This is a genomic window from Rhodococcus sp. PD04 (genome assembly GCF_035918275.1).
Taxonomy (GTDB): domain Bacteria; phylum Actinomycetota; class Actinomycetes; order Mycobacteriales; family Mycobacteriaceae; genus Rhodococcus; species Rhodococcus rhodochrous.
The window spans coordinates 325,994-339,391 of the sequence record NZ_CP142144.1 but is presented as its reverse complement, the minus strand read 5'-3'; the positions used below and the strand labels follow the sequence as shown (position 1 = coordinate 339,391).

Below are 13,398 nucleotides of genomic sequence, written 5' to 3'. Positions count from 1 at the left end.
AGCGAAACCTCACGATACCCGCAGTCCGTCGGTGTATCCTGCCGCCTTTTCCTTGTGCCAGAAATCCAGGTACATGGGCAGACCGTTCAGATACTGAAGCATCTGGGGCTTCTTGCCGGGGATGTTGCTGCCGTTGTACCAGGACTTTGCATGCTTGAACAGCGCCATGTCATCGGTACCGTTGATGTGATCGGTCCAGGTCTGGTCGGCTTCGGGAGTCGATTCGAACCGGGTAAGGCCCTCCGAACGAAGAAATTCGAGGAACTCGACCATGACCTCACCTTGAAGCTCCGCGTTCGTGGACCCGTTCGCAAAGGCGGCGGGGCTCTGCGGACCGTACACGAACATGGCGTTGGGAAAGCCGGCGGTGAATGCGCCGAGGTATGCGTCGACGCCCTGGCGCCACTTCTCGCCGAGGGTAACGCCAGCGGAGTTGCGGACCTCCATCGAAGTGAGCGCACCGGTATTATTGTTGAATCCGGTTGCAAGTACGATGATGTCGAACTCTCCGTGCTCGATACCATCGGATGTGCGAATTCCGGTTGCCGTGAACCCGGTGATCGGTGACTCCTGGATGGAGACGAGTTCGACGTTCTCCTGGTTCATCACCTCGTAGTAGTTCTGGTGCAGGGCCGGCCGCTTGGCTCCGAACGGATGAGGCGCTACGTCAGGCACCAGCAGGTCGGCCTTGACAGGGTCGAGGATCTGCGGCTTGATCTTGCTCTTCCAGAACTCGTAGACCATCGAGTTGGTTTCTTCGCTGAAGAGGTAATCGGAGAAGTTCCCGAGCCAGAATGCGAATCCGCCCTGATTCCACAGACGTTCGAACAGTGCGAGACGCTCTTCCTCGGACGTGTCGACGCCATTTCGGGGATCGAACTCGTAGTCGATCGCAGCGAACGTTTCGCGACACTTGACCGCCACATCCGGCATGGTCTCCTTCAGGACCGCCTGCCTCTCCTCGGTGAGGTATTCCTGATGCATGGGCAACGAGAGGTTCGGCGTGCGCTGGAAGACGGTGAGTTTCTCGACGACAGGGCCGGCTTCCTGAACTACTTGGACTGCGCTGGCGCCGGTGCCGATGATGGCAACTCGTTTGCCGGTCATGTCGATGTCGTCTCGCCACCGCGCGGTGTGGACGAGTTCACCTCGATAGGCGTCCATTTCAGGGATGTTCGGGATGTAGGGTTCGGTAGTCGATCCCGTTGCGAACACGACGAAGCGTGCGCGGAAGCTCTCGTCGTTCTGTGAGACGAGGGTCCACATCCGCTCGTCCTCGTCGAACGTCGCGCTGACGACCTTGGTGTTGAAGCGCGAGTCCTTGCTCAGGTCCAGTTTGGAGTCGACGTAGTTGAAGTAACTGCGCATCTCTTCGTGGTCCGGGAACATCTGTGAGAAGTTCCAGTCCTTCCAAAGGTATTCATCGGTGAACTGGTAGACGGGTGCGTGGCTGTCGACGCGTGCGCCTGGGTAGCGGTTGAGGCTCCAGGCCCCACCGAAGCCTCCACTGGCTTCGAGCAGGATTACGGAGAACCCTTTGTCCCGAAGGTGGCGCAGCTGATAGATCCCGCCGAAACCGCCGCCGACCACGATGACGTCGTAATCCTGCGTTTCCGTCGTGGCGTGCTCAGGGAGATGGGTTGATGTCATGGGCCTAGACCTTTCCGAGGCTGACGTGCGGGCAGAGTTCCGGGGCGTTGTGTCTGGCTTTGCTTTCCGAAAGTCAAACGGCCTGTCGGAGTTGCGACCTCGTTGCGTATGGGGTGTGGCATGGGTCACGGAGATGGAATGAATCGACAATAGCGACCCACCAAAAAATCCGCAACTAGAAATAAAAATACGTAAATAAGTAGATAGGCGCTCTGCGGCAAGGTTTGCGCGTCTTCTGAAGGCGAGGGGGGACCATGTCAGGACAAGGGGTGTTTGTTGTCGGCGGGGGAGTTTGACACTCGGGCGCGTGCAGGCCGAGTCGCTTGGTGTCGACGGCACATCGACGAGTGCGGGACCCTCGGTTCCGCCCGATGTCGCGGACGGGTGCTACGGCGACGACGTGGGCGAAGCGAACTCGCTGTTGTGGAGTGCTTGCGCGACGCTCCCCTGCGGCCGGCCGGAGATCAGAAGCAGATCAACGATGTGAATGGTGGCTACAGGGTGCGAGACATGTTCGGGCGCACGTTCCTCCGCTGTGATCGACGGCGTCTGCCGGACCCTGCCGACCGTTACGGTCTGCGGCGTTCGATCCGGAAGTCGCGCCGCGTGGAGGCGCACCCTCCGATATATCCGGTGGTCGAGCGGTGCACCGGGAATCGATCATCTGTTAGGTGAAGGTCGAGAGATCGAGCAGGCGGGTCCGATCGCGATGTGAGGGTCACGCTCGCTCGAGAGGCGGCGGCCTGGCCGTCGCGTGTTGCTCACGGATGCGGTCGCTTACCGCGAGTGACCGCATCAACCCTGGTCCGTTTCTGTGTCAGGCGGGGTGTGGCGTCGGTCGACACGGTCGTCGAGCCGGGTCGAGCGACTCATCGAGGAACCAGTGTCCGTGTTGCAGGCTAGCGAAAGCCCCACTTGGTGGCGTATCGCAGGCAGATCTCGACGAGTTCGTCCTGCCGTTCGACGATGGTCTCCCGTATCCCGACCACGCCGAGGGTGGCGATGGTCCGGCCGCGTTCTCGGAGGGCGACCGATACCCCGTCTGCATGTTCAACGGCCACACCGGGTGCCACGCATACGCCGGTGTTCTCGAGCTCATCGAGTGAGTGCAGGAAGCGCTCTACGAAGTCGGCATCGGAGGATGGTCGAGAGTTGAGGTACGCCCAGATGTCACGTTGATCGCGATCGGCCAGCAAGAGCCATCCTGCAGAGGTACGCAGGAGAGATCGGCGCACCCGGTTTTCTGCCAGGTATGCGTAATGCGGGTCGGAAGAGACGTGATCGACGTAGAACAGGTCGTCGCCGACAGATGTGGACAGTGTGATGGTCAACCCGGTCTCGGCATGGACCTGCTCGAGCTGATCATGGCTGATCGAGGTGACCGGAGGTCGGCCTGCGATGACGTTGAGAAGATAGGGCGCGGTGCCGAGGGTGTAGATCCGGTCGCGCTCGTCGAGGTAGCCGACGGCGACGAGACCGTTGATCAAGCCCTGGACCGAACTGACGGGCGCGGAGAGTGCCCGTGCGATAGCGGTGAGGGTGAGGCCGTTTTCGGACCGGGCTACGAGTTCGAGGATCGACGCCACCCGATCGACCATGCGGTGCCGGGGACGGCCGGGAACCTTCTCGACCGGCACGGCTCCGGGGGACCCAGGAGTGTCAGCCATTTCGTGAGCCTATCAACAGGGAGAACTCCTCCAACCGATACATAATTACGTAAGATAATGCGCTATTGCGTAGATGTCGAGGACTGGATAGTGTCCATCCGAGATGGGGCCGGCGTTCGCCCCCCCGATCCGACCGGCCGCCGCTTACTCGGCGGCGAAATTCACGCGAGCATGTCGGGCCTCGCCCCAGCCGGAACTTCCTATGGAGGCACTATGAACCCCTCCGTCGCGCCGCCGACGACGGTGACCACTGATGAAATGGATGCTCTACGCGCCGAGGTACGCACCTTTCTCGAGAAGGAGACCGCGGCAGGGACACTGACACCGGGCATCGACACCTGGCTCACCCGGTGGGACGAGGACTTCACCCGCCGCCTCGCCGAGCACGGTTGGGTAGGAATGACCATCCCGACCGAGTACGGCGGGCACGGCCGGACCCATCTCGAGCGTTTCGTTGTCACCGAGGAACTGCTCGCGGTAGGCGCTCCGGTTGCAGCGCAGTGGGTGGCAGACCGCCAGATTGCACCATCGCTGCTGAGATACGGCACCGAAGAGCAGAAGCACAAGTACCTTCCCCGAATTGCTGCGGGTGAGTGCTTCTTCGGCATAGGAATGAGTGAGCCCGACTCAGGATCGGACCTGGCCAGTGTCCGGACCCGCGGCACCCGAGTGGAGGGCGGTTGGACCGTCACCGGCACCAAAGTGTGGACCTCGGGCGCCCACCACGCTGAGGCGTTCATCGTGCTGGCCCGCACGGAACCACTCGACACGGCACACCGCCACGCGGGCCTGAGCCAGTTCATCGTCGACCTCCGTTCCCGAGGCGTGACGATCCGGCCGATCATTTCCCTCTCCGGCGACCACCACTTCAACGAGGTCGTTCTGGACGAGGTATTCGTTCCCGACGCCAGGGTCTTCGGCACGTTGGGCAACGGATGGGAACAGGTCAACTCGGAGCTTTCCTTCGAACGCAGTGGACCCGAGCGTTTCCTTTCGACCTTCCGGCTCCTGGCTGCCGAGATCGGCGCGGTCCGAAAGGGACTGCTGCCCGAGCGCACCGACCTGGGACGTTCTGTGGCCCGGATGGTCGGACTGCACGCACTGAGCCAGAACATCGCCGGAGCCCTTCAACGGGGCGAGAAGGCCGACACCGCCGCCGCCCTGGTCAAACTCCTCGGTACCAGCATGGAAGGCGACCTCGTCGAGTACGTCTCTGATCGGCTGGGTGACGAGACCATGGACGGGCAAGCGGAAATCGAGGCTCTGTGCAGGGCCGGACTACACCAGCGTCCGGGGTTCACACTTCGCGGCGGTACCAACGAAATCCTGCGCGGCGTGATCGCGCGGGGGCTGGGGATGCGCTGATGACCACGACCGCGAGCACAATCGATCTTGCCGTAGACGGGGATCTCCAGGACCTCATGGACGATCTTGTCGCTGGGCACTCGGGGCCGGACATCGAGCCGGATCCGGCCGCTGTGTGGGCCACCTTGGGTGCGGTCGGACTGGCCAGGCTGACCGCACCCGAGGAGACCGGGGGCAGCGGCGCGGGTTGGGTCGAGGCCGCTGCTCTGTTACGCACGACCGCCGCTGGCGGCGTGGCCGTGCCCTTCGCCGAGACCGATCTGTTGGCAGGTCCCTTGAGGCGCGCGGCCGGCCTCGACGACTCGTCGTCGGACACAGCGACCGTCGCCGTCCTGAGGGCGGACGGCCTCGCGCAACGTGTGCCGTGGGCTGGCGCCACCGGGTCCGTTGTCTGCGTGCGTCGGGTCGATGCGGGCTACGAGATCGCGGACGTGCCCACCGATCGGCTGACCGTCGAGGCGGTCGAGGGGATCTCCGAGGTGCCCCTCGGGTCGGTCCGGGTCGACGGTGACGTCACCTGGACACCGGTGGACACCCGTGCCGTCGAGGATTACGTCCTGCGCGGCGCTCTCATCCGTGCGATCCAGTGCGTCGGCGCTATGGAGGGCATGCTGGCTTCGGCGGTTGCACACACCACCGACCGCGCTCAGTTCGGGCGCCCTCTGGCGCGGTTCCAGTCCGTGCAGAATCTCGTGGTCGACACTGCAGCCGAGTCCGTCCTTGCCCGTGCCGCCGTCGACACCGCTCTCGCAGACGCTGTTACCGACGACCTTGCCGGCGACTTCTCGGCCTTTCGTGTCGCGGTGGCCCGCAGTGTGGTCTCACCAGCGCTGGCCGTGGCGGTGCGCAACACTCACCAAGTGCACGGCGCAATCGGCACCACCCATGAGCACACCCTCCACCGGCTCACCCTGCCTGCGTTGCAGTGGCGTTCGGAATTCGGGTCCGCTGCGTTCTGGGAGCGTCAGCTCAGCCGTGCCGCCGTCGACGCCGGTATGGACGGGACCTGGCCGATGATCGTCGAGGGTACGCGGATCACGGGTACAGCTTCTGCCTATCTCGATGCTGTATCCGGACGTTCACGTCCTGACTGAGTGCATGAGTTCATGACGACGGTGACATCGTTGCGGAGCGAGCTCCCCGGCGATGGGGGCGGCTGAGCGGCAGGACCGAAAGGGTCCTGCCGCTCGAGCTCTCACCCTGACTCGTCGGACAGCGCGGGGCGCGGATCGCATCCACGCTAGTCGTAGACCTCGACGTACAGTTCGGCGATTTCGTCGACAGTGGGCACAACCGGGTTGTTGCCCGGCGAACCCGAATCGAGCGCCTGTTGCGCCATCAGTGGGATCAGATCGTTCCAGCGAGCTCGGTCGATACCGTGGTCGCGGGGAGTGGGAACAGCCAGGTCATGACATAGTTCGGCCAGGGAGTCGACGAGGGACTGCGCGGCGATACCGTCACCGGTGGCTTCGGTGGCCACACCGAGGACCCTGGCGCAGTCTGCGTATCGTGACTCGGCGCCTTTGACGGAGAATGCGGTGATCGCCGGGAGCAGCATGGCGTTGGACAGCCCGTGCGCGACATGGAAGTGCGCGCCGATGGGTCGGCTCATTCCGTGAACGAGGGCCACGCTCGCGTTCGAGAACGCCATGCCGGCCTGGGTAGCGGCGAGCATCATGGCTTCTCGTGCCTGCTTGTTCTCGCCGTCTTCATACGCGGCGCGCAGATTCTGGCCGATGGTGCGCATGGCTGCGAGTGCGAGGCCGTCGGAGACAGGGTTGGCTTTTCGGCTCACATACGCCTCGATCGCATGGGTAAGTGCATCGACTCCGGTATCGGCAGTCAGGCGAGGGGGCATGGACATTGTCAGTTCGAAGTCCACGATTGCTGCGATGGGCAGGAAGGACAGGCCTGGACAGAGCATCTTCTCGTCCGTGACGCTGTCGCTGATGATGGTGAACTGCGTAGCCTCCGAGCCGCTGCCGGCGGTGGTCGGGATCGCGACGACGGGAAGCGCTGGTCCGGTGTAGACGTGCGGGACCTTGTAGTCCCGCATCCGGCCCCCGCGGACCCCGAGGACGGCCAGCGCCTTCGCAGTATCCATCGGGCTGCCGCCACCGAAGCCGATCACCGAGTCGGCGTTGTGATCGGCGAGCAGGGCGAGCCCTGTTTCGAGGGAGTCGGTGGTGGGGTCGGGAACGGTGTCGTCGAACAGGGCTGGTGTGATGCGTGCTTCGCGCAGGAGAGTCAAGATCCGTTCGGACGTGCCTGTCGAGGTGAGGAACTTGTCGGTCACCACTACCGGGCGCTGCAATCCGAGTTGACGGATCACGTCCCCGATGTCGTCGACGGTGCCCCCGCCGATTCGCAGGAACCGTGGGAAGGCGATCTGGATACTCATGGTGCCGTCCTTAGTCGTTCTGAGGGAAGCCGAGGTTGATGCCGCCGTGGTTGGGGTCGAGCCAGCGGGTGGTGACGACCTTGCCGCGGGTGAAGAAGTGCACACCTTCGGTGCCGTGGGCGTGTGTGTCACCGAAGAGGGAGTTCTTCCAGCCGCCGAAGCTGTAGTACGCGGTGGGGACGGGGATGGGGACGTTGACGCCGACCATACCGACCTCGACTTCGTTCTGGAAGCGGCGGGCTGCGCCGCCGTCGTTGGTGAAGATGGCGGTGCCGTTGCCGTAGGGGTTCGAGTTGATCAATTCGAGGGCTTCGTCATAGGTCTCGACCCGTACGACGGACAGGACGGGGCCGAAGATCTCGTCGGTGTAGACGCTCATATCGGTGGTGACGTGATCCAGAAGGGTCGGTCCGAGCCAGAATCCGTCGCTTCCGCCATCGGCCTGCACGGCCCGGCCGTCGACTACGACGGTGGCGCCGGCAGCTTCGCCGGCGTCGATATAGGAAGACACTTTGTCACGATGTGCTTTGCTCACCAATGGACCCATATCCGAGTCCTTTGTGCCGTCGCCGGTTTTCAGGCTCAGGGTGCGATCCTTGATCTTTGCAACCAGCTCATCGGCGATGTCCCCGACCGCGACCAGTGCGGAGATCGCCATGCAGCGCTCACCGGCGGAGCCGAAGCCCGCGTTCACCATCGCGTCGGCGGCCAGATCGAGGTCGGCGTCCGGCAGAACAACGGCGTGGTTCTTCGCGCCGCCGAGTGCCTGGACGCGCTTGCTGTGGGCGGTTGCGGTTTCGTAGACGTACTTCGCGATGGGGGTCGACCCGACGAAGGAGATGGCCTTGATCGCCGGATTGGTGAGTAGTTCGTCGACGGCTGTCTTGTCACCCTGCAGGACGTTGAACACGCCGGCAGGCAGACCCGCCTCGGACCACAGTTCGGCGATCCACAGCGCTGCCGTGGGAACCTTTTCCGACGGCTTGAGGACCACGGTGTTCCCGGCGGCAATCGCGATGGGGAAGAACCACATCGGAACCATGGCGGGAAAGTTGAACGGGGAGATGATGCCGACCGGCCCGATGGGCTGGCGGATCGACGCCATGTCGACCTTGGTCGACGCGTTCTCGGTCATCCCACCCTTGAGAAGGTGGGCGATGCCGCAGGCAAATTCGACGACCTCCTGGCCGCGGGAGACCTCACCGAGCGCGTCGGAGAGCACCTTGCCGTGCTCGGAGGTGATGATCGCAGCCAATTCCTGCTTGCGGGCGTTGAGCAGTTCACGGAATGCGAACAGAATCTGTGTGCGCTTGGCGATCGAGGTATCTCGCCATGCGGGGAACGCCGCCGCGGCTGCCTCGATCACCGTGCGGGCGTCGTCTGTGCTCGCAAGTGCAACTTCTGCAGTCACTGCGCCGGTGGCGGGGTTGGTGACCGGGGCCGATGTGCCGTTGGTGCCGGTGAAGGGCTTGTTGTCCAACCAGTGTGGGATGACGGTCATGGTTATGTGCTCCTGTGACTCTGTGGTTTTCTCGAGTCTGTCGGTGCATATGTGCCGCGGTCAACGAGTATCTTCGCAGTGAGAACTGCAATTTCGCAGCAGCGAGGGAGTGGGATGTTCACCGCCGATAACATGCGTTTTCTGCTGGAGTTGTCACGGACCGGGCGGATCGTGGACGCGGCCAAACGTCTGGACGTCGATCAGACCACGGTGTCGCGCAGGATCACCAGACTCGAGAAAGACATGGGAGCGCGACTGTTCGACCGGGGATCGTCGGGATGGCAACTGACCGAGGCCGGCCGGCGTCTGGTGCCGTACGCAGAAGCGGTCGAATCGACTCTGTTGGCTGCACTCGACGCGACATCGTCCGCTGGATCCGGCAGTCTTCACGGCACTGTCCGGATTCTCACCCCGGACGGTTTCGGCGCCTATGTGTTGGTTCCGGGACTGGGCATGGTGCGCGACAGACACCCTGACCTGTTCACCGAGTTGCGTACGTCGACCACACACGATCTGGTGACCGGTCGCGACTTCGACCTCGCAGTCACTCTCGAACGGCCGTCACCACGATCGGTGTCTGTCAGCAAGCTGGCCAACTACGACCTGCGTCTTTATGCATCACGTCGCTACCTCGACTCGCACAGTGCCATCGAGGCCCTCGACGACCTCGAGGACCACACGTTGGTGTGGTACGTGAACGCCATCTTGGACGTCGAGCCGTTACGTCGACTCGAGCGTCTCCTGCCCAAAGATCGCGCGCATGTCCAGACGAACAACATCACCGGCCACTATCAGGCTGTCAGGTACGGGGTGGGTATCGCGCCGCTCCCGACCTACATCGGTAATGCCGATCCCGATCTCGTGCCCGTACTCCCGGACAAGTTCGTGGCCGAGAGAACCTATTGGTTGGTTGTTCCGCGAGAACTGGCTCGCCTGGCACGGGTGCAGGCCGTCATCGAGGTTCTTCTCGACATCGTCAGCGAGAATCCGGATCTGAGGGCGCCGGGTCAGGGCGGTGATTCACGCTGATTCGCGTGTCGCTCGGATGGCTGTGGCGGTGGAAGGACGCCTCCGGCATCTTGTCTGTCTCGGGAACGGACAGACCATGACGGTGTGGGAATGCCGAGCAGCTCTTCACTTTTCAGCCTTCGGTCTTCGGACGTCCATTCGGCCGATCCTATCGACCGATAGGATAGTAAGTCAATGGTCCATAACTGTCAGTGGTCGTCACCAGATGGTGGTTTGACCTCTCATCTGAGATAAACAACCTGCATGATATGTGCTTGCGGGTGGTTCATGTCGGGTCGCAGGCGCAAATTAGGTAACCTGAGGTAACAACTTGTCGTGGTCGGTGTGTGGCTGCGAAGTGTCTCCGGAAGATTGGAGGAGGTCTGTGCTCGTTCAACCGGAGCGACGTAGCAGTCTCGCACGACCCGACGGGGGAGCGCCCTGGCTGGGGCGTAGTTGGACCGACATGCTCAACAGCGACGCGACGTGTCTACCGGAGGCGAGGTCCGGAGCTGAGCCCGTCATGAACGGAGAGACCCATGGGGGCTGAAGCCCGAGTTGCACCGACGTCACGTCGGCCGAAGGACCGCAATGTGCAGATTGCGAACAATGCACGTGAGCTGTTCGCACTCAGGGGCTTTCACGCCGTTCGCGTAGACCATATCGCCGAGGCGAGTGGAGTCACCGCGCGTGCGGTGTATCGGCACTACAAGAACAAGCAGGAACTCCTCGCCCGCATCATCGATGAGGATCAACAGCGTTGGATCGACGCTCTGGATTCGATCTCAGAGGTCGAGTCGGATGAGGAGCTGGCCCGGCATCTCGACTACCTGGCGCGTGTCGGTATCGAAAGTCGCCGGCTGTCGGTGCTGTGGCAGCGTGAAGCACGCCATCTCGACGAGGATGATTTCCGAACCGTACGAAGCAGGGCAGTGTGGATCTCGGACAACGTTGCCGGTCGACTGATCCGTCCGTGCCACCCCGGCCTCGGCGCGTTCGCAACCGATGTTCGCAGTTGGGCGGTTGTCAGCGTCTTGACCAGCCCGGCGTTCTACGACAGCGCGCTTTCGCGGTCTCGTCTCGCTACCGTGATGGCAACGGCATGCGAACGGATCATCGCTGCGCCGACAGTCGAGCCTGTGCGTCGCCGGCAGACGCCGACTGTCGAGAACGTGCCGATGGCGCGGCGCGAGCAGTTGCTTGCGGCCGCGGCGGCAGCCTTTCGTCGCAGTGGATATGCCGGCGTCAGCATCGACGATATCGGAGCGGATGTCGGGTTCGCCGGTCCGGCGATCTACCGGTATTTCAAGACCAAGTCGAGCATCCTCGTCGCATTGATGGAGCGATTCGCCGAGTGGCGAGCATTGGAGGTCGTTCGAGCGCTGCGCACCTCCATTGATCCGGCCGAAGTGTTGTCCGCGTTGATTTCCGGGTACGTGCGTCTCGGAATCGAGGCCGTGGATCTCCTCGCCGTGGCACTGACCGAAGGGCATTACCTTCCAGACGAGGATCGTGAGCGCTTCGAGCGGATCAATGACGATTTTGTCTCCGAGCTGCGCCGGTGGTACTCCTCGGTCCGGCCGGATGTCGACCCGGCGGCCGCGCAGTCGCTCGTGAGCATCGCGGTCACCGTGGTGCACGACTTGGTTCGGATTCCCCATTTCCTCCGCTCCCCGGACTTCGAATCCGAGCTCGATCGGGTAGTGCATGCCCTGTGTGCAGACTGATGTCGACCGGCGTGCTGGGACGCGTGGGTCAGGCACGCCTCTGCCTTCCGATCTGTAGGTCGGTTTTCGAACCGGACCCTTCTCCCGCTCTCGACCGGTCGGAGCACCGGAGTTGGAGACGACCGCCTGGTGGGCCGTACGTGACAGATCGGCGTCGACGTCGTCCATATTGGTGCGTTCGGACCTGAGGGCGTAGTCGACGTCGGGCGGATGCCGGCCAGGTCCCGACCGTGTCGTTCGGATCGAAGGACCTGCCGAGGTTCCGAAAACTGCTCGAGCGCAGTGTTCATCGCCGTGAGCGAGTATTCGGTGACCTCGGGCTCGAACGTCGAGCTCACACAGTGGAGCGGCGCATCCATCTACTTCAACAGTGACGGCACGGGTGCTGGGGTTGTCCGACCCCAGCACCCGTGCCGTCACATCACTGTGTTCAGGTGCGGACGAAGCCGGCGTAATCGTTTTCTGCCGACTCCTGGTTCTTCTTCAGGTACTGGGCCAGACCACCGGGGTAGGCCAGCAGTTCACGCTTCTTCCCGGGCACATTGGCATTCATGTACCAGGAGTCCGCGAGCGGGAAGATCGTGGCGGCGGTGACTTCCTCGAAGTGCTGCTGCCACTCCTTCTCGCCCTCCGGCGTCGCTTCGATCCGGGTCAGGCCCCGCTCACGCATACTGACCAGGCAGTCGATCACCCAGTCTCCTTCGAGCTCTGCACAGGTCGGTCCGTTGCAGAAGGCCGACGGGCTCTGCGGTCCGTAGACGAAGAGGATGTTCGGAAAACCCGAGGTGGCACGACCGAGGAGGGTGTGAACACCGTTCGCGTAGGTCTCGCCGAAGGTCTCACCGTTCGTGCCTACGATGTCGATGTCGCAGAGGCCACCGGTGAACGAGTCGAATCCGGTCGCCAGGACGATGACGTCGAATTCGCGCTCGACACCATCAGCGGTGACGATGCCGTTCTCGTAGATGTGATCGATGCGGTTGTCGTTGACGTCCACGAGTTCGACGTTGTCTTGGTTGAAGGCTTCGTAGTAGGTGTATTCCAGCGGGCATCGCTTGGAGCCGAAGGGATACGGAGGCTCGGTCGGAACCAACTTCTCGGCGAGGACGGGATCCTTGATCCGGCCGCGGGTCTTGTCGCGCCAGAAACGGTAGATTCGGTTACTGACCTCGACGTCGAAGAACAGATCGGCGTAACCGCCCAGCCAGATCTGTAGGCCTCCTTCGGCGTACAGCTTCTCGAGTCCTTCGGTGAACTCCTCGTCGGTCATCTCGGCTGTCGGTTTGTAGACCAGGTCGTAGGCGAGACCACCGAACGTCTGGTTGCGGAACTCGAAGAACTTCGGGTAGCTCTTGCGTAGCTCCTCGTTCGCGGCATGATCGAGCTTGGCCGAATACATCGGTAGCGTCATCGACGGCGTGCGTTGGAAGACCGTCATCGACTCCACCTGAGGGGCGATCGATTGGATGACCTGTACACCGCTGGCGCCGGTGCCGATCACCGCGACGCGCTTGCCGCGCATATCGTAGCCCGTGGGCCACTCGGCGGTGTGGAAGATGTCGCCCTCGAAGGTGTCGCGCCCCGCGATGTTCGGGATGAGCTTCTTGGAACCCGTACCGAGCATCGGAAGGAAGAACCGTGCCCGGGTCAGAAAGGTCTCACCGGTATTCTCGTTGCGGGACTCGACAACCCACTGATCGCGACTGGTGTCGAATCGGGCTGCGAGCACGCGAGTGCTGTAGTGGATCTCCGGACCGAGTTCGAGCTTGTCGACCACGAAGCGGAAGTACTCCTGCAGTTCCTCCTGACCGGGGAACATCTCCGACCAGTCCCACTCCTTCCAGATGCGCTCGTCGGAAAACTGGTACGCCGTGGCCTCGGTATCGACCCGGGCGCCGGGGTACTGATTCCAGTGCCAGACACCGCCGGCCTCGGAGCCTGCTTCGTACAGCTTCACCGTGAACCCCAACGCGCGCAGGCGTTCGAGCGCGTAGACGCCGGCGAACCCGCCGCCGACTACCAGCACGTCGAGCTCCTCGGTTACGGGACGAGTGTCCTCGAGTAGGGAGACCATTGTGT

Annotated in this window: 9 protein-coding genes; 4 read left to right on the top strand and 5 right to left on the bottom strand. The window is 62.8% G+C overall.

Features of this window, described 5'->3' with window-relative positions; genetic code table 11:
- Window positions 1-9 precede the first annotated feature (9 nt).
- Complete coding sequence (locus tag U9J23_RS25885) at window positions 10-1,650, bottom strand: flavin-containing monooxygenase (RefSeq protein ID WP_060655096.1); 1,641 nt, start codon at window positions 1,648-1,650, stop codon at window positions 10-12.
- A gap of 899 nt (window positions 1,651-2,549) precedes the next feature.
- Entirely contained in the window at window positions 2,550-3,248 is a 699-nt protein-coding gene (locus U9J23_RS25880) for an IclR family transcriptional regulator (protein WP_153008491.1), read from the bottom strand.
- A gap of 282 nt (window positions 3,249-3,530) precedes the next feature.
- Between U9J23_RS25880 and U9J23_RS25875 the strand changes: the two genes are divergently transcribed.
- On the top strand, window positions 3,531-4,682 hold the full coding sequence (locus U9J23_RS25875; protein WP_064061482.1) for an acyl-CoA dehydrogenase family protein: 1,152 nt from the start codon (window positions 3,531-3,533) through the stop codon (window positions 4,680-4,682).
- Window positions 4,682-5,776 carry an acyl-CoA dehydrogenase family protein gene (locus U9J23_RS25870; protein WP_064061483.1) on the top strand — a complete coding sequence of 365 codons (1,095 nt, stop codon included), beginning with the start codon at window positions 4,682-4,684 and terminating at the stop codon, window positions 5,774-5,776. The genes U9J23_RS25875 and U9J23_RS25870 overlap by 1 nt, the downstream gene beginning before the upstream one ends.
- 146 nt (window positions 5,777-5,922) lie before the next feature.
- Here the strand turns inward: U9J23_RS25870 and U9J23_RS25865 are convergent, their stop codons facing one another.
- Window positions 5,923-7,083: an iron-containing alcohol dehydrogenase gene (locus tag U9J23_RS25865; protein WP_088899475.1), complete on the bottom strand. Its 1,161-nt coding sequence runs from the start codon at window positions 7,081-7,083 to the stop codon at window positions 5,923-5,925.
- Between the two features lie 10 nt (window positions 7,084-7,093).
- Window positions 7,094-8,584 carry a CoA-acylating methylmalonate-semialdehyde dehydrogenase gene (locus U9J23_RS25860; RefSeq protein ID WP_088899476.1) on the bottom strand — a complete coding sequence of 497 codons (1,491 nt, stop codon included), beginning with the start codon at window positions 8,582-8,584 and terminating at the stop codon, window positions 7,094-7,096.
- A 114-nt stretch (window positions 8,585-8,698) separates the two neighbouring features.
- Between U9J23_RS25860 and U9J23_RS25855 the strand changes: the two genes are divergently transcribed.
- Together U9J23_RS25855 and U9J23_RS25850 are read left to right on the top strand one after the other, a co-directional pair.
- Window positions 8,699-9,613 (top strand): LysR family transcriptional regulator, encoded by a 915-nt coding sequence (locus U9J23_RS25855; protein WP_088899477.1) that lies wholly within the window; start codon window positions 8,699-8,701, stop codon window positions 9,611-9,613.
- A 572-nt stretch (window positions 9,614-10,185) separates the two neighbouring features.
- Window positions 10,186-11,319, top strand: coding sequence for a TetR/AcrR family transcriptional regulator (locus tag U9J23_RS25850; protein ID WP_272269621.1), 1,134 nt, complete (start codon window positions 10,186-10,188; stop codon window positions 11,317-11,319).
- 430 nt (window positions 11,320-11,749) lie between these two features.
- On the opposite strand, the gene U9J23_RS25845 is transcribed toward U9J23_RS25850, so the two are convergent.
- Window positions 11,750-13,393 carry a flavin-containing monooxygenase gene (locus U9J23_RS25845; protein WP_039585267.1) on the bottom strand — a complete coding sequence of 548 codons (1,644 nt, stop codon included), beginning with the start codon at window positions 13,391-13,393 and terminating at the stop codon, window positions 11,750-11,752.
- Between the last annotated feature and the right edge of the window lie 5 nt (window positions 13,394-13,398).

What these genes read in the sequence shown, in the direction of transcription:
- U9J23_RS25885 (WP_060655096.1), bottom strand. Translation starts at nt 1,650, where the DNA reads ATGACATCAACCCATCTCCCTGAGCACGCCACGACGGAAACGCAGGAT.
- U9J23_RS25880 (WP_153008491.1), bottom strand. Translation starts at nt 3,248, where the DNA reads ATGGTCGATCGGGTGGCGTCGATCCTCGAACTCGTAGCCCGGTCCGAA.
- U9J23_RS25875 (WP_064061482.1), top strand. Translation starts at nt 3,531, where the DNA reads ATGAACCCCTCCGTCGCGCCGCCGACGACGGTGACCACTGATGAAATG.
- U9J23_RS25870 (WP_064061483.1), top strand. Translation starts at nt 4,682, where the DNA reads ATGACCACGACCGCGAGCACAATCGATCTTGCCGTAGACGGGGATCTC.
- U9J23_RS25865 (WP_088899475.1), bottom strand. Translation starts at nt 7,083, where the DNA reads ATGAGTATCCAGATCGCCTTCCCACGGTTCCTGCGAATCGGCGGGGGC.
- U9J23_RS25860 (WP_088899476.1), bottom strand. Translation starts at nt 8,584, where the DNA reads ATGACCGTCATCCCACACTGGTTGGACAACAAGCCCTTCACCGGCACC.
- U9J23_RS25855 (WP_088899477.1), top strand. Translation starts at nt 8,699, where the DNA reads ATGTTCACCGCCGATAACATGCGTTTTCTGCTGGAGTTGTCACGGACC.
- U9J23_RS25845 (WP_039585267.1), bottom strand. Translation starts at nt 13,393, where the DNA reads ATGGTCTCCCTACTCGAGGACACTCGTCCCGTAACCGAGGAGCTCGAC.